23 protein-coding genes are annotated in these 20,341 nt (G+C 70.2%); 13 read left to right on the forward strand and 10 right to left on the reverse strand.

The features are described from left to right. Positions 1–61: 61 nt before the first annotated feature. The 10 genes from ACYQ8L_RS03120 to ACYQ8L_RS03165 all read right to left on the reverse strand — a co-directional run bounded on the left by ACYQ8L_RS03120 (position 62) and on the right by ACYQ8L_RS03165 (position 10,562). Positions 62–1,420 (reverse strand): sigma-54-dependent transcriptional regulator, encoded by a 1,359-nt coding sequence (locus ACYQ8L_RS03120; protein ID WP_459940308.1) that lies wholly within the window; start codon positions 1,418–1,420, stop codon positions 62–64. A gap of 3 nt (positions 1,421–1,423) precedes the next feature. Beyond that, positions 1,424–2,881 carry an ATP-binding protein gene (locus tag ACYQ8L_RS03125; RefSeq protein ID WP_459940309.1) on the reverse strand — a complete coding sequence of 486 codons (1,458 nt, stop codon included), beginning with the start codon at positions 2,879–2,881 and terminating at the stop codon, positions 1,424–1,426. Further along, entirely contained in the window at positions 2,881–3,744 is an 864-nt protein-coding gene (phnD, locus tag ACYQ8L_RS03130; protein ID WP_459940310.1) for a phosphate/phosphite/phosphonate ABC transporter substrate-binding protein, read from the reverse strand. Before phnD ends, ACYQ8L_RS03125 begins: the two co-directional genes overlap by 1 nt. Positions 3,745–3,813: 69 nt before the next feature. Next, positions 3,814–5,526 (reverse strand): arsenical pump-driving ATPase, encoded by a 1,713-nt coding sequence (gene arsA, locus ACYQ8L_RS03135; RefSeq protein ID WP_459940311.1) that lies wholly within the window; start codon positions 5,524–5,526, stop codon positions 3,814–3,816. Positions 5,527–5,585: 59 nt separating this feature from the next. After that, on the reverse strand, positions 5,586–5,966 hold the full coding sequence (gene arsD, locus ACYQ8L_RS03140; protein ID WP_459940312.1) for an arsenite efflux transporter metallochaperone ArsD: 381 nt from the start codon (positions 5,964–5,966) through the stop codon (positions 5,586–5,588). A gap of 263 nt (positions 5,967–6,229) precedes the next feature. Then, on the reverse strand, positions 6,230–7,561 hold the full coding sequence (locus tag ACYQ8L_RS03145) for a radical SAM/SPASM family putative metalloenzyme maturase (RefSeq protein ID WP_459940313.1): 1,332 nt from the start codon (positions 7,559–7,561) through the stop codon (positions 6,230–6,232). Between the two features lie 8 nt (positions 7,562–7,569). Next, on the reverse strand, positions 7,570–8,424 hold the full coding sequence (locus ACYQ8L_RS03150; protein WP_459940314.1) for a universal stress protein: 855 nt from the start codon (positions 8,422–8,424) through the stop codon (positions 7,570–7,572). Between the two features lie 25 nt (positions 8,425–8,449). Next, positions 8,450–9,520: an ACR3 family arsenite efflux transporter gene (arsB, locus tag ACYQ8L_RS03155; RefSeq protein ID WP_459940315.1), complete on the reverse strand. Its 1,071-nt coding sequence runs from the start codon at positions 9,518–9,520 to the stop codon at positions 8,450–8,452. Positions 9,521–9,628: 108 nt separating this feature from the next. Further along, a complete protein-coding gene (locus ACYQ8L_RS03160; protein WP_459940316.1) occupies positions 9,629–10,093 on the reverse strand; it encodes an arsenate reductase ArsC in 465 nt (154 codons plus the stop codon). A gap of 127 nt (positions 10,094–10,220) precedes the next feature. After that, a complete protein-coding gene (locus ACYQ8L_RS03165) occupies positions 10,221–10,562 on the reverse strand; it encodes an ArsR/SmtB family transcription factor (protein WP_459940317.1) in 342 nt (113 codons plus the stop codon). Positions 10,563–10,729: 167 nt separating this feature from the next. Between ACYQ8L_RS03165 and ACYQ8L_RS03170 the strand changes: the two genes are divergently transcribed. The 13 genes from ACYQ8L_RS03170 (at position 10,730) to ACYQ8L_RS03230 (ending at position 20,301) form a co-directional block, all read left to right on the forward strand. Continuing rightward, complete coding sequence (locus tag ACYQ8L_RS03170) at positions 10,730–11,101, forward strand: thioredoxin domain-containing protein (protein WP_459940318.1); 372 nt, start codon at positions 10,730–10,732, stop codon at positions 11,099–11,101. Beyond that, positions 11,098–11,529: a thioredoxin family protein gene (locus ACYQ8L_RS03175; RefSeq protein ID WP_459940319.1), complete on the forward strand. Its 432-nt coding sequence runs from the start codon at positions 11,098–11,100 to the stop codon at positions 11,527–11,529. Before ACYQ8L_RS03170 ends, ACYQ8L_RS03175 begins: the two co-directional genes overlap by 4 nt. Then, positions 11,526–12,311 carry a sulfite exporter TauE/SafE family protein gene (locus ACYQ8L_RS03180; protein WP_459940320.1) on the forward strand — a complete coding sequence of 262 codons (786 nt, stop codon included), beginning with the start codon at positions 11,526–11,528 and terminating at the stop codon, positions 12,309–12,311. The genes ACYQ8L_RS03175 and ACYQ8L_RS03180 overlap by 4 nt, the downstream gene beginning before the upstream one ends. A 17-nt stretch (positions 12,312–12,328) precedes the next feature. Beyond that, positions 12,329–12,748, forward strand: a complete 420-nt coding sequence (locus ACYQ8L_RS03185) for a thioredoxin family protein (RefSeq protein ID WP_459940321.1) — start codon at positions 12,329–12,331, stop codon at positions 12,746–12,748. Beyond that, positions 12,745–13,944: a permease gene (locus ACYQ8L_RS03190; RefSeq protein WP_459940322.1), complete on the forward strand. Its 1,200-nt coding sequence runs from the start codon at positions 12,745–12,747 to the stop codon at positions 13,942–13,944. Before ACYQ8L_RS03185 ends, ACYQ8L_RS03190 begins: the two co-directional genes overlap by 4 nt. Continuing rightward, on the forward strand, positions 13,941–14,645 hold the full coding sequence (locus ACYQ8L_RS03195; RefSeq protein WP_459940323.1) for a cytochrome c biogenesis CcdA family protein: 705 nt from the start codon (positions 13,941–13,943) through the stop codon (positions 14,643–14,645). The genes ACYQ8L_RS03190 and ACYQ8L_RS03195 overlap by 4 nt, the downstream gene beginning before the upstream one ends. 233 nt (positions 14,646–14,878) lie before the next feature. Continuing rightward, positions 14,879–15,109: a thioredoxin family protein gene (locus tag ACYQ8L_RS03200; RefSeq protein WP_459940324.1), complete on the forward strand. Its 231-nt coding sequence runs from the start codon at positions 14,879–14,881 to the stop codon at positions 15,107–15,109. 43 nt (positions 15,110–15,152) lie between these two features. After that, positions 15,153–15,296 carry a hypothetical protein gene (locus tag ACYQ8L_RS03205; RefSeq protein WP_459940325.1) on the forward strand — a complete coding sequence of 48 codons (144 nt, stop codon included), beginning with the start codon at positions 15,153–15,155 and terminating at the stop codon, positions 15,294–15,296. A gap of 66 nt (positions 15,297–15,362) precedes the next feature. Then, positions 15,363–16,490, forward strand: coding sequence for a cysteine desulfurase family protein (locus ACYQ8L_RS03210; protein WP_459940326.1), 1,128 nt, complete (start codon positions 15,363–15,365; stop codon positions 16,488–16,490). Between the two features lie 245 nt (positions 16,491–16,735). After that, the gene (locus ACYQ8L_RS03215) at positions 16,736–17,293 is read left to right on the forward strand and encodes a (Fe-S)-binding protein (RefSeq protein ID WP_459940327.1); all 558 of its coding nucleotides are present in this window, start codon (positions 16,736–16,738) and stop codon (positions 17,291–17,293) included. A 30-nt stretch (positions 17,294–17,323) separates the two neighbouring features. Next, the gene (locus tag ACYQ8L_RS03220; protein WP_459940328.1) at positions 17,324–18,193 is read left to right on the forward strand and encodes a universal stress protein; all 870 of its coding nucleotides are present in this window, start codon (positions 17,324–17,326) and stop codon (positions 18,191–18,193) included. A 576-nt stretch (positions 18,194–18,769) separates the two neighbouring features. Next, positions 18,770–19,792, forward strand: a complete 1,023-nt coding sequence (locus ACYQ8L_RS03225) for a permease (protein WP_459940329.1) — start codon at positions 18,770–18,772, stop codon at positions 19,790–19,792. A 20-nt stretch (positions 19,793–19,812) separates the two neighbouring features. Beyond that, positions 19,813–20,301, forward strand: coding sequence for a DUF302 domain-containing protein (locus ACYQ8L_RS03230; RefSeq protein WP_459940330.1), 489 nt, complete (start codon positions 19,813–19,815; stop codon positions 20,299–20,301). Positions 20,302–20,341 lie beyond the last annotated feature (40 nt).

Below are 20,341 nucleotides of genomic sequence, written 5' to 3' on the forward strand. Positions count from 1 at the left end.
GTAACATCCGCAGAAGGGGCTGGAGGGCCCGACACGGAGGGAAAATCTGGGGGTTGCGATGTTACCGTTCGGTAACGGTCGAGGAGAGCTTTTCCCAGAGGTTCTTGCGGGAGATCCCGAGCCGGGCGGCGGCGGCCGTGCGGTTTCCGCCCTCCTCGGCCAGCACCCGCTCGATGAAGCGGCGCTCGAACCGCTGGACGGCCTCCCGCAGGGTGAGCCGGGTCGAGACGACCTCGTAGACCATGCCCCGGGCGGGGCGGGTCCGCCGGATCTCGGGGGGCAGGTGGCGGGGGGTGATGGTGTCGCCGGGGGTGAGCACCTGGAGCCGCTCGATCACGTTCTCGAGCTCCCGGACGTTCCCCGGCCAGGGGTAGCGCTCCAGGAGCTCCAGGGCTTCGGGGGAGAGGCGCACGGGCTCGGTGCCGTGGGCCCGGCTCAGCCGTTCGATGAAGTGCTGGGCCAGGAGGGGCACGTCGCCGGGCCGGTCCCGGAGGGGGGGCACCTCGAGGGGGATCACGGCGATCCGGAAGAAGAAGTCCTCCCGCATCTCCCCCTGCCGCACCAACTCCGCCACGTCCCGGTTGGTGGCGGTGACGAGCCGGAAATCCACCTCGATCTCGGCCTCGCCCCCCACCCGCCGGATCCGGCGCTCCTGCAGGGCCCGCAGGAGCTTCACCTGCATGGCCGGCGGGATCTCCCCCACCTCGTCGAGGAACAGGGTGCCGCCGTGGGCCTGCTCCAGCATCCCCTTGCGCCGCCGGTCGGCCCCGGTGAACGCCCCCCTCTCGTGGCCGAACAGTTCGGCCTCCAGGAGCGAGGCCGGGATCGCCCCGCAGTTCACCCGGACCAGGGGCCCCCCGGCCCGGGGGCTCAGGCGGTGGAGCATCTCGGCCACGAGCTCCTTGCCGGTGCCGCTCTCCCCCTGGATCAGGACGTTCGCGTCCTTGGGCGCCACGGTGCGCACCGTGGCGAGAAGCTGGCGCACCCGGGGGCTCTGGCCCACGAACTCCGTGTCCGTGGCCCGGGCCCGAAGCTCCCGGAGCTCCTCCTCCACCTCCCGGGTCCGCAGCAGCCGTTCCAGCTTCAGCAGGATCACCTCGGTGGGGAACGGCTTGGGCAGGTAGTCCTGGGCCCCGATCTTCATGGCCTCCACGGCCGACTCCACGGAGGCGTGGCCGGTCATCACCAGGGCCGAGCACCCCGGCTGGAGCTCGAGCAGGGTGCGAAGGAGCGCCAGCCCGTCGCCGTCGGGAAGCCGGACGTCGAGGAGGGCCACGCCGAAGGCCTCGCGCTCGAGGAGCTCCACCGCCTCGGCCACCGTGCCCGCGTGGGCCACGGGGTGGCCGGCCCGTTCGAGCGCCTCGAACAGCATGCCGGCGTAGAGGGGGTCGTCCTCGACCAGAAGAATCCGGGATCGCACGGCCTACTCCCTTTGCTCGGGGTTGGTGCGGGGCAGCCGGAGCACGAACCGGGCCCCGGGGAGCGTGCTGCCCCGCTCCACCGTGAGCGTGCCGCCGTGCCCCTCGGCGATGCGCCGGGAGATGGCGAGCCCCATGCCGCTTCCCTTGCCCGGGGGCTTGGTGGTGAAGAACGGCTCGAAGATCCGCTCGGCATCCCCCGACGGGACCCCCGGGCCGGAGTCCTCCACCGCGAGCCACACCGCGTCCTCGTCGGCCCCCGCCTCGAGCCGCACCGTGCCCCCCTCGCCCGCGGCGTCGGCCGCGTTGAGAAGGAGATTGAGCAGCACCTGGTGGACCTTGGTCCGGTCGGCCGGAAACGCCACGTCGGGCACCGCCCCGGCGGATTCGAGCCGCACGCCCTTTCGCTTGAGGGCCATCTTGGCGAACAGGCTGGCGCTCTGGAACACCCCGGGCAGCGCCGCAGGCTCCCGGCGGATCTCCCCCGACCGGGTCAGGTCCACGAGCTGGCCCACCACCCGGCGGATCCGTTCGAGGCCCTCCCGGATCACCCCGGCGTAGCGGGTGCCGTCGCCCCGGCAACAGCGCTCCACCTGAAACAGGGCGCTCTCGATGGCGGCCAGGGGGTTGTTGACCTCGTGGGCCACCCCCGCCACGATCTGGCCCACGGCCACGAGCCGCTCGTTCTCGAGGAGCTTGCGGGTGGCCTGCTCCCGCTCGGCCTCGCTCGCCCGCAGCCGCCCCACCATCTCGGCGAAGGCCCGCTCCAGGTCCCCGATCTCGTCGCGCCGGCCCGAGGGGGCCACCTCGGGGTATTCGGGCCCGCCCACGGCCTCCACGTGGGCCCGTAGCCGGAGAAGCGGCCGGGCCAGACCGGCGCCCACGGCCCAGAACACCACGAGCGCCCCCAAGGAGAACACGGCCGAAAACCCGAAGATCTGGCCGGCCAACTCCCGGAGTTCCTCGTTCAGGGGCGCGAGGGAAACCCCCACCCGCAGGACCCCCCAGGACTTCCCGTGGATCGCGAGGGGATAGGCGAGGTCCCAAACGGTGACCCCCGCGTGGACCGCCGGCTGCCGCAGGAACCCGCGGGCCTCCAGGGCCCTGCGGCTCACGGGGTCGCGGTACACCCGGCCGTACTCGGCGTACCGGTTGTGGGCGAGCACCCGGCCCTCGGGGTCGAGCACCATGGCGTACACCGGGGCCAGGTCCTCCTGGGCCATGATGTCGGCGAGGAAGCTGTCGAGGAGCCCCCCCTCCTCGATCACCCCCATCTCCTCGTAGAGCAGGGCCTGGATCACGGGGATCGACATGGAGGAGAGCAGGATCCGGCCCTTCTGGAGGAGCCGCTCCTCCAGGAGCCCCCGCTCCCGGTTCCAGGTCCATCGCCCCCACACCGCCGTGGCCACCACCACGAGGCCGGCGGCCAGGAGCACGAACTTTCCGGTGATGCCGAGCCGCATCAGTGACACGCCCCGCCGCAGGTTCGCTCGAACCCGTCCATGAGTTCGAAGATGGGCCGGTAGTCCTCCACCCGGGCCTCCACGAACCCGTGCCGGAACTCGGGGTCCCACTCCTGAAGCCGCTCCCGGAACGCCGGGTCGTCGGGAGCCACGGCCAGGAGGGCCCGCTTCACGGCCTCGCGCACGGCCGGGTCGGTCCCCGGGTGGGCCACGATGGGCACCGAGGGGATGGGGTCGCTCTCGGCCAGGAACCGAAGCCCGTGCTCCCGGTACCGCTCGGCCACCACGTCCTTGACCGCGCCGGCGTCGAACTCCCCCTTGAGCACCGCCTTGGCCACGATGTCGTGCTTGCCCAGGTTGGCAGCCTCGACCAGGGACTCGATCGGCACGCCGTGCTGGAACAGGAAGAACCGGGGGATCAGGTTGCCCGAGGTCGAGTGAACCGACCCGAAGGCGAACCGTTTGCCCTTGAGATCGGCCAGGGTGCGGATGGGGCTGTCCTTCCGGACGATGACGATGCTCCGGTAGTACGGCCGCCCCTCCGCGTTCAGGGGCCTCACGAGGGGCACGGCCCCGAAGGCCCGGTAGGCCTCCACGAAGGTCACGTCCCCCAGGCTCGCCACCTCCACGTCCCCGTGGCTCAGGAACTCCACGGCCTCGTCGTAGCTTCGGGCGACCCGGAGTTCGAACCGGTAGGGGGTGACCTCGGTGAGGTAGTCCACGATGGGCTGGTACGAGCGGAACATCACCAGAGGGTTGTATCGGGGGATCACCCCGAAATGGACAACCCCGTCGTCCTTCCCGCCGACGCCCGCGGCGGGGACGGCGAGGAGCAGCAGCACGAAGAGCAGGAGCTTTCGCATGAACCCTTTTCTCCCGGGTGGGGCGAAGGCGCGGACACGCCCTTCGGCAGAAGCAGGATCCGTGCCTGCTCAGCCCCGGGAACAGGAGGCGTCGGGCCCCCAGGGCACCACGGCCATGCGGGGGGCCAGCGACCGCACCTCCCCGAGCCAGCGGCCCTCGGCGGCCCGCCGGGCCCGGAGCACCGGATCGGTGACCCGGTGGGGGGTGAGGCTCTGGTTCACCACCCATCCGAACACCCGCACCCCGGCCCGCTCGAGATCGGCCGCGAGCCCGGCGGCCTCGTGCACCGAGGTGGCCTCGGGGAGGGTCACCACCAGCACCGCCGTCTCGGCCGGATCCCGGAGCCGGGGCAGGAGCCGCCGGACCGCCTCGGGGAGGTCCCCCCGGGACCGCTCCACCTCCCGGTGGTAGGCCTGGGCCGCGTCCAGGAGCAGGAGCGTGTGGCCGGTGGGCGCGGTGTCCACCACCACGAAGCCCTCCTCGGCCCGGGCGGCCTCCCGGGCGAACGCCCGGAACACGGCGATCTCCTCGGTGCAGGGCGAGCGAAGGTCCTCGGCGAGCAGGGCCCGGCCTTCGTCGTCGAGTTCCCGCCCCACGGTTTCCATGACCTCGGCCGCGTAGGCCCGGGTCTCGGCCTTCGGGTCGATCCGGGTGGCCGTGACCCCGGCCGGGAGGTCCAGCGCCCCCCGGTTCGCCGGGTCCGTGGTGGTGAAGTGCACCGGCCGGCCGGTGGCCGCGAGCCGCCGCACCACCCGCAGGGCCACGGTGGTTTTCCCGACGCCCCCCTTGCCCATGGTGAGCACGAGCCCCCTGCCCCGGGCCGCGATCTCGTCCACCAGGGCGTCGAGGTCCTCCCAGGCCCCGGGGTCGGCCTCCGCCGCCGGGGGCGGGGGGTGGTGGCCGTTCCACAGGGACCGCAGGGCCTCCACCCCCACGAACTCGTGGGGCCGCAGCGGCACCTCCCAGCGGGCCAGGGGCCGCAAAGGGTCCGGGATCTCGGCCAGGGCTTGGGCGGCCCGGGCCTCCCAGGCCCGGGCCAGGGGGTCGGCCGGATCCCAGGCCCGGAACACCCCGTTCACCACGAGCCGCTGGTTCCCGATGCCGAGGGCGGCCAGTTCCCGGCTGGCCCGGGCCGCCTCGGCCAGGGACTCCCGGTCGGGCCGGGCCACCAGCACCACCTCGGTCCGGGCCGGGTCGGCGAGCCGCCCCAGGGCCGCCCGGAACCGCTCCTCCTGCTCCCGCAGCCCCGAGAGCGGCCCCAGGCACGAGGTGCCGGTGGTGTTCGTGGCGATGAACGCGGTCCAGGCGGCCGGGAGCTCCAGGAGCCGCAGGGTGTGCCCCGTGGGCGCCGTGTCGAACACCACGTGGTCGAACCCGGCCGTGGCCTCGGGGTCCCCCAGGTACCGCGCGAACTCCCCGAACGCCGCGATCTCCACGGTGCAGGCCCCCGAAAGCTGCTCCTCGATGCTCCGCACCGCCTGGGGCGGGAGCACCCCCCGCACCGGCCCCACCACCCGCTCCCGGTACGCCCGGGCCGCCTCCTCGGGGTCCACGTTCACCCCGTAGAGTCCGGCCACCCCTTCGACGGCCCGGGGTTCGAGCCCCAGGGGGGTGCCCAGGACCTCGTCCAGGTTGGAGGCCGGGTCGGTGCACACCAGGAGCACCCGCCGGCCGGCGTCGGCCAGGGCCACGGCCGTGGCCGAGGCGAGGGTGGTCTTCCCCACCCCGCCCTTGCCCGTGAAAAACACGTGGCGGGGCATGCGGTCGAGAAACGTCTGCATCGGGCTCTCGTTCAAGATCGTTCGTGGAAGGAGGGGAGGAAGGGCCCGCAGCCTCGGTCCTACCCGCAACACCCGGTGGAGGGATCGCACCCGCCGGAGCCGGCCATCTCGAACACGGGGCCCGCCGGGGCCGGGTCGAGCCCCAGGGCCTCGGCGAGCTCCCGGCGGTCGGGGTAGCGCCCCCGGGTCACCTCGCGGTCGTCCACGAACACCAGGGGCAACCCGGCGGTGCCCTCGGTCCGCAGCACCTCGGCCACCCGGGGGTCGGTGGCGAAGGCCTGGGGTTCCTGGGCCAGGTTCTTGCGCACCACCCGCACCCCCTGCTGCTCGAGCCAGTTCAGGTCGGCCGCGAACCGGGCCAATACCGGGTCCGCCGAGGGGCCGCACACACCGGTGGGGCAGCACAGCGCAGGGTCGTACACATAGAGCGTCTGGGACATCGGGAAAAAACTCCTCGTGTTGTGGCCCGCGGCCTACGCAGCCTGGCAGCTCGGCCGCTTTCCTTTTTGACGATTCCACCGAACGCGCCCGCCCAACCCGCGCTTCCGAGCCGAGACCATGCGCCTGGCAACGGCTCCCACAGCGTGGCAGAGATGATGGCGCCGGAATCCAGAATGCTTTTCGCCGCCTAGCCGCCCAGCCGCCTAGCGGAAGGTACCCGGAAGCGCTCCCACGGGGCGGGCCTTCGCGTCGCTTGGGGGACTCACCGCAGGCACTGGAACACGCCCTTGCACCACAGGCAGTCGCCGCAGGGCTCGGCGTTGAGGAAGCAGTCCTGCTCGAACTCCTCGGCCTGGACGTAGTCGCAGCATTTGGACAGGTTGCAGTCGGAGCAGAAAGGGTAGTCGTAGCGGATGACGCTTTCGCGAAACGCCCGGAAGGCCGGGTCGTTCCAGATCTCCAGGATGCCCAGTTCGGGCACCCGGCCGAACACCCTGGGCCGCACGAACTTCTCCCGGCCGTTCACGAAGCACCGGTACCCGTGCCACAGGAAGTAGCAGGGGTGCACCCCGCCGTCCCAGCTCACGAACGCGCTTCCCTCCTCCACGAAGTCGCACCGCCGGTCGCCCCGGGGCACCACCTCGGGGAGCCGGAGATCCAGGCCCACCTCGGCCGCCGCCCGGGCGGCCTCGGCGAAGATCTCCTGGACCCGCTCGAGCCAGGCCTCGTCGCGCTCCAGGATCTTCTGGACGTTCACGAAGATGTCCCGGGCGTGGGCGTCGGCCTTCATGGCCTCCACGAAGTCCACGATCCGCTGCTCCTCCGGGGTCTTCGTGTACTTCCAGAGCACCGCGAAGTACCGGTCGAGATCGACCCCCTCCCGCCGGGCCCGTTCCCGCCAGGGTTCGAAGAACCCCACGGCCACGTCGGTGTTGGGGTCGTAGGCGGCCTGGTCCACGAGACGCTCGTCGTAGGGGAGCACCTGGGTCACCAGGGCGAAGGTGGCGCCCCGTTTCGCGGCCCACCGCACCACCGCGGGAAGCTCGGCCACGTTGTCGCGCATGGCCACGAACTCGATGCCCTTCTCCACCCGGCGGCCCACGGCCCGCTCGGCCTCGGCCAGGGCGGCGAAGGCCCGGTCCAGGGCCCCCACGTCCCCGCCCTCGCGGATGCGGGCGAAGGTGGTGGGGCTCACGGCGTCGAGCGAAAGGCAGATGCGCTCCAGGCCCGCCTCCACGAGCGACCGGGCCCGGGCCCGGTCGAGGAGGAGCCCGTTCGACTGGAACCCGATCCACCCCTCGGCCGGCATGGCCTCCCGGGCCCGCCGGATGAACCGTTCGAGGTCGGGGTGGAGCAAGGGCTCGCCGATCCCCGAGAGCACCAGGGCCTCGAGCCGGGGAAACGCCGGGGCCAGGGCCTCGAACACCTCGGGGGCGAGGTCGCCCTCGGCCACGGCGTTCTCCCGGGTCTGCTTCACGCACATGGCGCACCGCAGGTTGCACCGGGTGGTCGTCTCCACGAAGAGCTTCGTGGGGTGCGGCCGAAGGGCCGGGTGTTCGTCGGCGACCGGGGTCTCGGCGGGCAGGGTGTGCATGGGTCCGGTCACCTCACCAGGAGCACGGGGCAGCGGGCGTGGCGCACCGCCGCGTGGGCCGTGCTCCCCAGGAGGAGCTCTTTCCAGGGAGTCCACCCCCGGCTTCCCAGGACGAGGAGCGTCGCCTCTTCCGAGGCGGCCACGATCCGCTCCCGGGGGTCCCCGGCCTCGATCCGGATCTCCACCTCCCGGCACCCGGCGTCCCGGAGGGTCTTGGCGATCCCCTCGAGCCGGCCCCGGTCGTCCTCGGCGAACGCCTCGGCCGGGGCGGCCCCCCCGTGCTCGGGAAGGCCCGGGGGGTTCACGTGGAGGAGCACGGCCGTCGCCACCCGCGGGCCCAGGTCCTGGACCACCCCCACGGCCTTGATGGTGTGGGACGAGAAATCCACCGGCACCACCACCCGGTCGAGCACGTTCCGGAACCGGAGGCTGCAGTACCGGCCGCCGTCTTCGTCGAGGAGCGAAAGCCGGAGCACCAGCACCGGGCAGGGGGCGAACTCCACCACCTGGCCCGCCGTGGTGCCGAGCACCGTCTCGGCCAGGGCGCCGTGGCCGTGGGACGCGAGCACCACGAGATCGGCCCTCCCCTCCCGGGCGGCCTCCACGATGGCGTGCCAGGGGATGCCCCGGGCCACCCGCAGGTCCACGGCGTAGCCCTGCTCCTTGAGGAGCCCGGCCTGGGCCTCGAGCTCGGGCCGATCGGCCCGGGCCAGGCTCTCGTCGAGGCCCACGGTGTGGAAGGCGGTCTCGGCGTGGAACAGGGTCACCCGCTCTACCCCCAGGGCCCTGAGCTGCCCGGCGCACTCCAGCATCCGGGTCGAGGCGTCGGACAGATCGGTGGCTACGAGCGCGTGGGAGAACATGTTTCCGCCTCCTTTTCGGCCCGGGTCAGGCCCGCTGGGGGAGCCCCTCGGGGGTGAAGTGCTTTTCCTTCAGCCGCAGGGCCACGTTCACCAGGCTGATCAGCACGGGCACCTCCACCAGGGGCCCAATCACCGCGGCGAAGGCCTCGCCCGAGTCGATGCCGAACACGGCCACGGCCACGGCGATGGCGAGTTCGAAGTTGTTGGAGGCCGCGGTGAACGAGAGCGTCACGGTCTGGCCGTAGGGCGCGCCGACCTTCCGGCTCATCCAAAACGACACGAAGAACATCACGAAGAAGTAGATGGTGAGCGGGATGGCCACCCGCACCACGTGGAACGGGAGCTGCACGATGTACTCGCCCTTCAGGCTGAACATGACCAGGATCGTAAAGAGGAGTGCGATCAGGGTGATCGGGCTGATCTTCGGGATGAACCGGGTCTCGTACCACTCCCGGCCCTTCAGCTTGAGGCCCACCACCCGGCTCACCACGCCGCCGATGAACGGGATGCCCAGGTAGATGAACACGCTCTCGGCGATCTGGCCCATGGAGATGTTCACCTCGATGGCCTCGCCGAGCCCGAGTTTGGGGGGGAGCCAGGTGATGAAGATGTAGGCGTACACCGAGTAGAAGAGCACCTGGAAGATCGAGTTGAACGCCACGAGCCCGGCGCAGTACTCCCGGTCGCCGTCGGCGAGGTCGTTCCACACGATCACCATGGCGATACACCGGGCGAGCCCGATCAGGATGAGCCCCACCATGTACTCGTGGTACCCGTGCAGGAGGGTCACGGCGAGCACGAACATGAGCACCGGCCCCACGATCCAGTTCTGCACCAGCGACAGCGCGAGCACCTTGGTGTTCTTGAACACCTCGGGGAGTTCCTCGTAGCGCACCTTCGCCAGCGGCGGGTACATCATGAGGATGAGCCCGATGGCGATGGGGATGTTGGTGGTGCCCACCTGGAAGGCGTTGATCACGTTTCGCACGCCGGGGAAGAGGTACCCCCAGCCCACCCCCACCGCCATGGCGAGAAAGATCCATAGCGTGAGGTACCGGTCGATGAACGAGAGCTTCTTCGCGACACCCTGCGGCATGACAAACCCTCCTCCCAGAACAAGAACAGTGTGCGGTCTTGGGCCTTCGGCCCGCTGGGCAGCGTGGCGGCCGGGCGGCGGACCTCCCCGTGATCCCGGCTCCGGGAGCTACCCCTCTTTCCCTGCCCCCTCACCGGGGCGCGCGGGGGTCTCCCGCAGGAACGCTTCGACCCGGGCCCGGATCTCGTCGCGGACCCGCCGGAACACCGCCATCACCTCCTCCTCGGTTCCCGTGGCCTCCGCCGGGTCGTCGAAGGGCCAGTGCTGGCGGTCCTTCAGCCGGCCGACGAACACGGGGCACGACTCCTTGGCCCCGCCGCACACGGTGACCACAAGGTCGAAGTCTTCCCCCAGGTACTTCTCCACCGGGTCGCTCGCGTGGCCGGAGATGTCCACCCCGGCCTCGGCCATGACCCGCACCGCCCGGGGGTTCAGCCCCTGGGGCCGGGTGCCGGCCGAGAACCCCTCGTAGCGGTCCCCCCCCAGGTGCCGGAGCCACCCCTCGGCCATCTGGCTCCGGCAGGAATTGCCGGTGCACAAAAACAGCACGCGCTTTTTCGTCGCCTCGCTCATCACGGGCCGTCACCCTCCGATACAGAAACCAGGAGTCCGCAGGCAGGAAGTTGTCAGGAGCCTCATCGGGAACCTCCCCAGACCCTTTGAGGACCTGACTTCTGTCTTCTGAATTCTGGGCCCTGCCTCACGCCGCACAAAGGGTTTCTCGGCTGACCCGGGCCGCCCGCTCCCGGACCTCCCGGGCCACCGGGTGGCCGTGCCCCACGAGCCGCAGGTGGGCCAGCAGGCCCTGGGCGAAGGCCGGGGGGTTCGGGTTCAGCCGGTAGTCCTTCCAGGGGCCGTTGCGCTCGGAGGCCACGAACCCCGCCTCCTCGAGCACCTGCATGTGCCGGCTCACCGTAGACTGGGCCAGCCCCAGCACGGCTTGGATCTCGCAGGAGCACAGGGTCCGCCCCTCCAGCATCCACAGGATCCGAACCCGGGAGTCGTCTGCCACGGCCTTGGCCGCACCGAGAATCAAGTCCATGATATCGTCCTCCATCGATATGCAAGGCCAAACCTTAACACCTACCAACCCGGTGTGCAACCCATCTCGTGCAAACAATCCATGCCCAAAATTTCCTCCTTGACCTCGGCCCGCCACTTCATTACTCTTTCGGCATGATACGAACCCATGCCGTGGAGGGTTTCCCCGTGAGCGCAAATCTGCCGCGCCGTCTGCTGACCGCGCTCTTGCTCATACACGCCGGACTCGCCTGGGCCGCCAAGCCCACCGTGGTGTTCGTGACGAAGAGCGACGCCTGCTCGTGCCAGCTCAGCCTGTGCGTGGCGGCCGAGCAGGAGATCCGGAATTTTCTCGCCGACACGGGGGGAGCGCTCGATCTCGTCACCGTGGACCTGGCCAAGACCCCCGAGGCCGGCAAGACCTACAAAGCGTTCGCGGTGCCCGTCGTGATCCTGCAGGACGAACGGGGCGAAGCCTTCGCCCGGTTTTACGGGTACGTGGAGGAACGCCACCTTCTGAGGGAGTGGAACGAATACCTGGACCGGAGGGGGGCCCAATGAGACGGATCTGGTTTGTCCTGGCCGGGCTCGCCGTGGCGGGCGTGGCGGTGTGGGCGTTTCCGGAGTTCGCCGTGCGGCAGACCACGGGCACCGGCCTGGCCGACCCCGCGGACGTGCCGGAGGGCCGGCTTGAACTCCCAGCCGGCGGAAAGGTGGCGTTCCTGGAACTCGGGAGCGAGGGCTGCAAGCCCTGCGAGGCCATGAAGCCCGTGATGCAGGCAGTGCGGGAGCGCTACGGCGACCAGGTGGAGGTCGTGTTCTACGACGTGCGCAAAAACCCGGCCATGGCCCGGGAGTACGGCGTCACCCTGATTCCCACCCAGGTGTTTCTCGGGCCGGACGGAAAGGAATTCTACCGACACCAGGGGTACCTGCCCCTGCCCATGGTGGAGGCGGTGCTCCACCGCATGGGGGTGAAAGCGAAATGATCGTGCTCGGATTTGCGTTTTTCGTGGTGGCGGCCGTGTTCTCGGCCCTCGGCCAGGGGGGAGGCGCGTTTTACGTGCCGCTCCTCCTCGCCTGGGGAATCCCGTTTCATCACGCCGCCGCGGCGAGCCAGGCCGTGATCGTGGCCGTTTCGCTTTCGGCCATGCTGGTGTTCCACCGGGCGGGGTTCCTGGACTGGAAGCTCGTGCTCCTCATCGAGCCCGCCACCAACCTCGGGGCCGTGCTGGGCGGCTACCTGTCCCAGTACGTGCCGGGCCACGTGGGAAAGGTGATCTTTGCGGCGGTGCTCGTGGTCGGCGCCTACTTCATGATCCGGCCCGTGGCCGAGCGCGCGGATCCGCCGAAACGGGGCTTCGCCTACTGGACGCGCACCCTGGGCGGGGAAACGTACTCCGTGAACTGGGTGGTCACGATCCCGCTCATGGTGCTGGCCGGGGGCCTGGCCGGCATGCTGGGCGTGGGCGGCGGGCTCCTCAAGGTGCCGCTCATGGTGCTCGCCTGCCGGATCCCCATGAAGGTGGCGGTGGGCACGAGCTCGCTCATGGTGGGCCTGACGGCCGTAACCGGACTGCTGGGCCACGCCGCGGCGGGCCATTTCGACCTCCGCCTCGTCCTTCCCCTGGCCCTTGGAGGCTTCCTGGGCGCCCAGGTGGGCTCGCGGGCGTCGCTCGCCGTGGACAAGCGCGTGCTCAAGCGGGCGTTCGGGGTGCTCCTCGTGCTGATCGCGGTGTGGATGGTGGGCTCGGTGATGCGGGGCACCTGAAATCGGGAGAACACGGGATGCGTTTCGCCCGGCTCGTGAACATCGTCTTAATCGTGTTGCTGGTGGCCGTGTGCTCCTCCGCCCGGGCGGCCGACGGCCCCCTGGAGCGCGCAGCCCGGGAGGCCGGCGTGCCCCTGGTGGTGCGGTTCGGCCTGGACCGCTGCATGCAGTGCATCGAGCAGGGCAAGGTGTTCGACGCGCTGGCGCCCCGGTACGAGGGCCAGGCCCGGTTCCGGTTTGTGCACATCGGCCACGAGGAGGACATGGCGGCCCGCTACAAGGTGCTCCTGATCCCCACGGTGGTCATCTTCGACGCCCAGGGCCGGGAGGTGTTCCGGCACGTGGGATTGGTGGAGGCGCCCGCCCTGGAGGCGAAACTCCGGGAGGTGCTGGCCGCCAGCGGGGCGTTCACGCGTGACGAAGGAGGACCGACATGAAAGAGCGCACGAAATTCCTGCTCATCGTCGGGGTGTTCTGCGCCGCCTATTTCGTGCCGGTGGACCACCCCCGGGTGAGCACGGCCATCCTGGAGAGCTTCCTCATGCTCCAGGACTACGCCCGTAAGCACGTGCTCACCTGCCTCGTCCCGGCGTTTTTCATCGCGGGGGCCATCGCCGTGTTCATCAGCCAGGCCGCCGTGCTCAAGTACTTGGGCGGCAAGGCCAAACGGGCCCTGGCCTACACCGTGGCCTCGGTGTCGGGCACGGTGCTCGCCGTGTGCTCGTGCACCGTGCTCCCACTCTTCGCGGGCATCTACACCCGGGGGGCCGGTATCGGCCCGGCCACGGCGTTCCTCTACTCGGGCCCGGCCATCAACGTGCTCGCGATCGTGCTCACGGCCAAGGTGTTGGGCCCGCAGCTCGGCATCGCCCGGGCCGTGGGGGCGGTGGTGTTCGCCTACGTCGTGGGGCTCCTCATGGCGTTCACGTTCCGCAAGGAGGAAGCCGAGCGTCAGGCCCAGTTCCTGGCGCTGCCCGAGGAGGAGCCGGCCCGTCCCCTGTGGAAGAACGCCCTGTACCTGGCCTCGATGGTGGCGGTTCTCGTGTTTGCGGCCTGGGGGAAGCCACGGGAACCCGTGGGCTGGGCCGAGGCCGTGTACGGGGTGAAATGGGAACTGGCCGGTGCGGGGCTCCTGGCGACCCTCTGGATGGTCTGGGCCTGGTTCAGCCGGGACGAGGTAGCCGAGTGGATCGAGTCCACCTGGGGGTTCGCGAAGCAGATCCTGCCCCTTCTTTTCGCCGGGGTCCTGGTGGCCGGGTTTCTCCTGGGCATGCCCGGCCATGACGCCGGGCTGATCCCGAGTTCCTGGGTTGCCCGACTCGTGGGCGGGAACTCCCTCGGGGCGAACTTGTTCGCCTCAGTGGCCGGGGCCCTCATGTACTTCGCCACCCTCACCGAGGTGCCGATCCTCCAAGGCCTCCTGGGCAGCGGCATGGGAAGCGGCCCGGCCCTGGCCCTGCTGCTCGCGGGCCCGGCCCTCTCCCTCCCGAACATGCTGGTGATCCGAAGCGTGCTGGGGACGAAGAAGACCCTGGCCTTCGTCTCGTACGTGGTCGTTCTCTCGACCGTGGCCGGCATGGTGTTCGGCCACTTCTTCCCCCACCTCACGATCGCCGCGGGAGGCGCCGGATGACCGGGCTCGAAGCGCTTTTGGGAAACGCCCAGACCTACATCCAGACGAACCCCTGGCTCGCGTTCGTGGCCGTGTTCGTGGGCGGGGCCCTGACGGCCTCGAACCCCTGCGTGCTCGCCATGATCCCCCTGGTGATCGGCTTCGTCGGCGGGTACGAGGGCATCTCGGGATGGAAGCGCAGTTTCGGGTTTTCGCTGGTGTTCGTGTTCGGGCTGGCCGTGAGCTTCACCGTGATGGGGGTGATCGCGGTGAGCCTGGGGCGGCTTTTCGGCGACGTGGGACGGTTTTGGCCGTGGGTGATCGCGGCGGTGTGCTTTGCCATGGCGGCCCACCTGTGGGATCTCTGGACCTTTTCGGTGCCCGAGGGGCTCGCGCGCTACCGGCCCAAGCACGCCGGGGTGATCGGGGCCTTCACCCTGGGCCTCCTGTTCGGCCTCGTGTCGGCCCCCTGCGCCGCGCCGATCCTGGTGGTGGTGCTCACCTACATCGCGTCCCAGGGAAACCTCCCCTACGGGCTCGCCCTTCTGTGGACCTACGCCGTGGGCCACTGCATCCTCATCGTGGCGGCGGGCACCAGCATGGGCGTGGCGAAACAGTTGATCCAGTCCCGGGGGCTGGGCCGGGTCAACTGGGTGCTCAAGCGGGTCGCCGGGGTGCTGATCGCCGGGGTGGGGGTGGTGATCCTGGTGAACTCGGTGTGAGGGAGGCTGGAAGGCTGGAAGGCTGGAAGGCTGGAAGGCTGGAAGGCTGGAAGGCTGGAAGGCTGGAAGGCTGGAAGGCGAATATTGCCAGTATGTCAATAAGTTACAGACTTTTTCGAGCGAAGACAGGGTGTCGGGCCGGTGGCGGCCCGGCCGTCTGACATGCCCTTCCTCCTTGCCGGGTCCCGTGGGACCGGGAGGGGGTTCCAACCACAGAACGACGGAGGTGACCCATGAAGATCGAGATCCTGGGAACCGGATGCGCCAAGTGCAACAAGCTCTACGAGGCGGCCAAGGAAGCCGTGGCCAAGGCCGGCAAGGACGCCGAGATCGTCAAGGTCGAGGACCTGGCCGAGATCATGAAGCGGGGGGTGATGGTCACCCCGGCCCTGGCCATCGACGGCGAGGTCAAAACGGTGGGCAAGGTGCTCAAGCCCGACGAGATCGCCAAGATGTTGTCCTGACGCGCGGGCCGGGCAACCGGCCCGGCCCGACGGAGGAATCGAGATGGAACGCGAACTCACCGTGCGGCTCGACCCGCGGGATGTGATCGCCCTCGAACGGTGCGTGGCCGACGGCGACCGGGAAGAGGCGCTTCGGATCTGCAAGGCCCTCGCCGAGAAGATCCGCCACGCCCAGGCCACGGCCTGACGCCCGTATTTCGAGATGCGCGGCGCGCATCCCGTGCCTCCCGGGCCCTGAACCGGAGTCCCGGCGGTGGCCTACCTCGACCACAACGCCACGACCCGCCCGGACCCCCAGGTGGTCGAGGCCCTGGCCTGGGCCTCGCAGGAGGCCTGGGGAAACCCCTCGACCCTGTACGGGGTGGGTCGGGCGGCCAAGGCCGTTCTGGACCGGGCCCGCGAGCGGGTGGCCCGGCTCATCGGCGCCCCGGACCCGGAGCAGGTGGTGTTCACGTCGGGGGGCACTGAGGCCGATGCCCTGGCCCTGTTCGGCCGCCTCCGACTGCCCGCCGCCGGCCGCCACCTGGTGACCACCATGGTGGAACACAAGGCCGTGCTCCGGTCGGCGGCCCGGCTCGAGGCCGAGGGGGTGGCCGTGACCTACCTCCCCGTGGACCGGGCGGGCCGCGTGGATCCCCGGGCCGTGGAAGCCGCCCTGCGGCCCGACACCGCCCTGGTGTCGGTGATGCTCGCCAACAACGAGGTCGGAACCCTCCAGCCCGTGGCCGAGATCGCCCGGGTCTGCCGGGACCGGGGCGTTCCCGCCCACACCGACGCGGTGCAGGCCTGCGGAAAGATGCCGGTGGACGTGGAGGCCCTGGGGGTGGACCTCCTGAGCCTCTCCGGCCACAAGCTCCACGGGCCCCGGGGCATCGGGGCCCTGTGGGTGCGGCCCGGCCTTCCCCTCCAGCCGCTGCTGGTGGGGGGAACCCAGGAGCGGGGCCTGCGGGCCGGCACGGAACCCGTAGCCCTGGCCCATGCTTTGGGCGTGGCCGCCGACCTCGCCCGGGAGCGGCTTTCCGAGGACGCTCCGCGGATCGCGGCCCTGCGCGACCGGCTCTGGGCAGGGCTTCGGGACGCCGTGCCCGGCGTGCGCCGCCACGGCGGCCCCGGGCGGTGCCTGCCCAACACCTTAAACGTGTCGGTGCCCGGCTGGGAGGCCGAAGACCTGGTGCTGGCCCTCGACCGGGAGGGCATCGCCGTGGGCACCGGGTCGGCCTGCACCACCGGGGACACCCGGCCCTCCCACGTGCTCTTGGCCATGGGGGTTCCCCCGGCCGAGGCCCGCTCCTCAATCCGGTTCAGCCTGGGCCGGGACAACACGGGGGAGGAGATCGACCGGGTGGTGGAGACCCTGGAGCGGCTGGCTCGCAGCCGATGAACGGAGGCTCTCCGTGTAACGTCCAGCTGGGCGGCTGGGCTGCTAGGCGGCCAGGCGGCTGAAAACCTTTTGGATTTCGGCGTCGCCGCCTGTCCCAACCCGTGGGAGCGGATTCCGAGCCGCGACAGCTTCTCCGGCGGGCCTTCGGCCCGGATCGCGGCGTGGACGCCGCTCCCACACGGTGCCCGGCCCCGGCCGTTCCCGTCCCGCGTTTGAGGGCCCCGCAGGGGCCCAAGGGGACTTCGATGCCGAAGATCGAGGGGTACGAGATCACCACGGTTCTCCCCTGCATCGCCGACACGGCCAAGATCCGGGTGATCGCCCGGCTCAAGGGCGAGGCCGGGGAGATCCTTCCCTACCTGAACGCCGAAGAAAAGCGAGCGGTCTTCAACCCCGCCGCCCGGACCCTCACCTTCAAGCGGGAAGGAATGTGCTTCACCGTGAAGAACGTGGAGATCACGGCCACGAAACTGCGGGACGTGGAACACGCCCGCGCCGAACTCGACGCCCTCGTGGCCCGCCTGAACGAGGTCTGGGAGCGCCGGAACGAGATCACCCCGAGCTACGACCGGGGCCTCCAGCTCACGGCGCTGCAGATCTACAAGGGGCTTCCGGGCACCAACTGCCGGGAGTGCGGGGAGCCCTCGTGCCTGGCGTTCGCCGCCAAACTCCTAGCGGACGAGGTCTCGGTGCTGGCCTGCCGGCCGCTCTTCACACCCGCGTTCCGGGACAAACGGGTCACGCTGTTGGAACTCTTGGAGGAGGCGGGGTACGAGGTGCCCCCGGAGTTCCTTTCCGGCTGAGCCCGGGAAAATCCGGGCAGGAGGTACGCCATGTTTTCCTCGCTGCTGGTCCCCTCGGACCTGTTCTCGCCCGTACCGTCCTTTCCGTACTGCCTACGGGGGGCCGCGGAATCCGGTGTGCGAGAGGTCCACCTGGTGCGGCCTTTGCCGGACCCGTCTCGCAGCCTGGGTGCACCGCGGCTTCTTAAACAGCTCGCCGACGCCGACCTGGAGCAGCAGAAAAAGAAGCTCGAACGCCTCGGCGTGCGGGTCGTGCCTCACACGCCCCGGGGCGAGCCCGTCGAGGCCGTGCTTCAGACGGCGTACCGGGAAAAGGCGGATCTCCTGGTCGTATCCGGGTTCTCCCCCGGATTGTTTCAAGAGGCCGTGGTGCATCCGCTGGCCGACGCCCTGCTCCACCAGTCCACCTACCCCCTTCTTGGCCTCCAGTGCGGTTCCGACGAAACGCGGTGCCGCGTGTGGCCGGAGATCTTCGGCTCCCACCTCCTGCTCGCAACGGACTTTTCCCCCTGCGCGGCCGCGGCAGCAGAGCTCGCGGGCCGGATCGTCGGCGACACCCGCGCGAAGGTGACGGTCGTTCACGTGCGAGCCTCCCGCGGGTGGGGGTCCCGGCCGACGGCCGGCGAAACGTCCCTTTCCCAGGCCGAGCGGGGCGAACTCTCGGCGCTCGAGGAGTCCCTTCGAAGCGCCGGGGCCTCGGAGGTGAGCATCCGCGTCGAGGCCGGACGGCCGGCGAAGCGGATCTTGGAGATCGCGGCCGAGACCGACGCGAGCCTCGTGGTGTTGGGCACCCGGGGCCACGGCTGGGCCGAGGAGATGGTGGTGGGGAGCGTAGCCCAGCACGTGGCGCGGCACGCCGACCGGGCGGTGTTGCTCGTGCCCGGACGCTTCGAGGGGTGAGCCCGCCTAGGCCGTGAGCCCCTGGGCCGCTCCCGGGCGCCCCACGAGCCGGGCCATGAACGGATCGCACCCGGCGGCGCGGAGATGGTGCCCGGCCCCGGGCGCCCTCTCGACGCGACCAGCGCCCGCGAGCCGGGGCTGATCCCTGGCCGGCCCGGCATCGGTTTGCCCGCCTCACCCCCTCGGGGGAATCGAGGCCCTTCAGGAGATGCGCATCCCGCACCATGTGCATCTTTGGCGCGTGGACGACTCCCATTTCGATGCCACGTGGAGGCGGAGAACCTGCCGGTGAGCACTACCCAACCCCTGGAGGAACGGATCGAACACTTTCTTCGCGGCCAACTACGGAATGCACCACATCACCCTGCAGTTGGAGCTGGACCGGTGCGAATCCGAGGCGCTGGCGTGAGGGGTCGCCCACCCGACGAAAAATAGGGGTTCACCCCTGAAACCTTCCGACGCGTGCGGCATCAAATATAACCGAAACGTTATTCACCGATATATAGACGCGAGGAGTACCCCATGGCCCCCAACAGTTCAAGCTGTTCTATCCCAACCCAGCCGAAGCCAGAATCGATGTTCACCGGATTTCCCCTCTGGGCCGCCCTGGCCGTCGGGTTGGCCGGATGGTTCGGCCTGTACCATAACCTCGCGCCCCTGACCGACTGGCTCACCCGCGACCTGCTCGGCGTGGACCCGACCACACACCTTGGCGCCGCCGTGACCTTCTTCGCCTTCGAGGTGCCCAAGGTCCTGCTGCTCCTGACTCTGGTGGTGTTCGGCGTGGGCATCGTGCGCACGTTCTTCACCCCGGAGCGCACCCGGGCCATCCTGGCCGGGAAGCGCGAATCCGTGGGCAACGTGCTCGCGGCGCTGCTCGGGATCGTCACCCCGTTCTGTTCCTGCTCGGCCGTTCCCCTTTTCATCGGGTTCGTCACGGCCGGGGTGCCCCTGGGGGTGACCCTGTCGTTTCTGATCTCGGCGCCCATGGTGAACGAGATCGCCCTGGTTCTCCTGTTCGGGTTGTTCGGATGGAAGATCGCGGCGCTCTACCTGGCCACCGGACTCGCCGTGGCCGTGGTGGCGGGCTGGGTGATCGGCCGGATGCGCATGGAGCGCCATGTGGAGGACTGGGTGCGGAACATGGACGGCCCGGTGGCCGGGCAGGACGGTGCGGCCCTGACCTGGCCGGAGCGGGTAGGAGCCGGGCTGGACGCCGTGCGCGACATCGTGGGCCGGGTGTGGATCTATGTGGCCCTGGGCATCGCGGTGGGGGCCGGCATCCACGGCTACGTACCCGAGAACTTCATGGCCTCGATCATGGGCAAGGGCGCCTGGTGGTCGGTGCCGTTGGCCGTGGTGATCGGCGTGCCCATGTACTCCAACGCGGCCGGCATCATCCCGGTGGTCCAGGCCCTTCTGGGCAAGGGGGCCGCGCTCGGCACGGTGCTCGCGTTCATGATGAGCGTGATCGCCCTGTCGCTGCCCGAGATGGTGATCCTGCGCAAAGTCCTGAAACCCCGGCTCATCGCCACGTTCATCACGGTGGTGGGCGCGGGAATCCTGCTCGTCGGGTACCTGTTCAACGCGCTCCTGTAGGGAGCGAAAGGAGGTGACCCATGGTGTTCGTGGCCGGCGTGATCGTGGGAGTTGCGGGGACGGCGATCGCCGCCCTCTGGGGCATGCGACGGTGGATGCTGGTGCGGCGCACCAGCCCCCTGAACGTGGACGACACCGTCGAGCGGCTGTGTGAGGCCGCCCGGAACGCCGGATGGTCGGTGCCAAAGGTCTACGACCTCACCGGGAGCATCCGGAAGGCCGGGGAGGTTCTGGAACCCCGGGTCCGCGTGATCAGCCTGTGCAAACCGGCCTACGCGGCCCAGGTGTTGGGCCGCGGAGCTTACCGCCGGCTCGCCGGCATCATGCCGTGCCGGATCGCCGTGTACGAGGAGGACGACGGCTCGGTCACCGTGGCCCAGATGAACACCGGGCTCATGGCGCCGATCTTCGGCCGATGGGTCGCTGACATCATGACCCGGGTCACCGAGGAAACCGAAGGGATCTTGGGAAGTCTGAACCACAGCCCCTCGCCGGCGCCCCGCGGCTGACCGGACCCCGGCGAGCGAGACCACAGTGGCACAGACCGCA

It is taken from the genome of Deferrisoma palaeochoriense, from assembly GCF_054656955.1.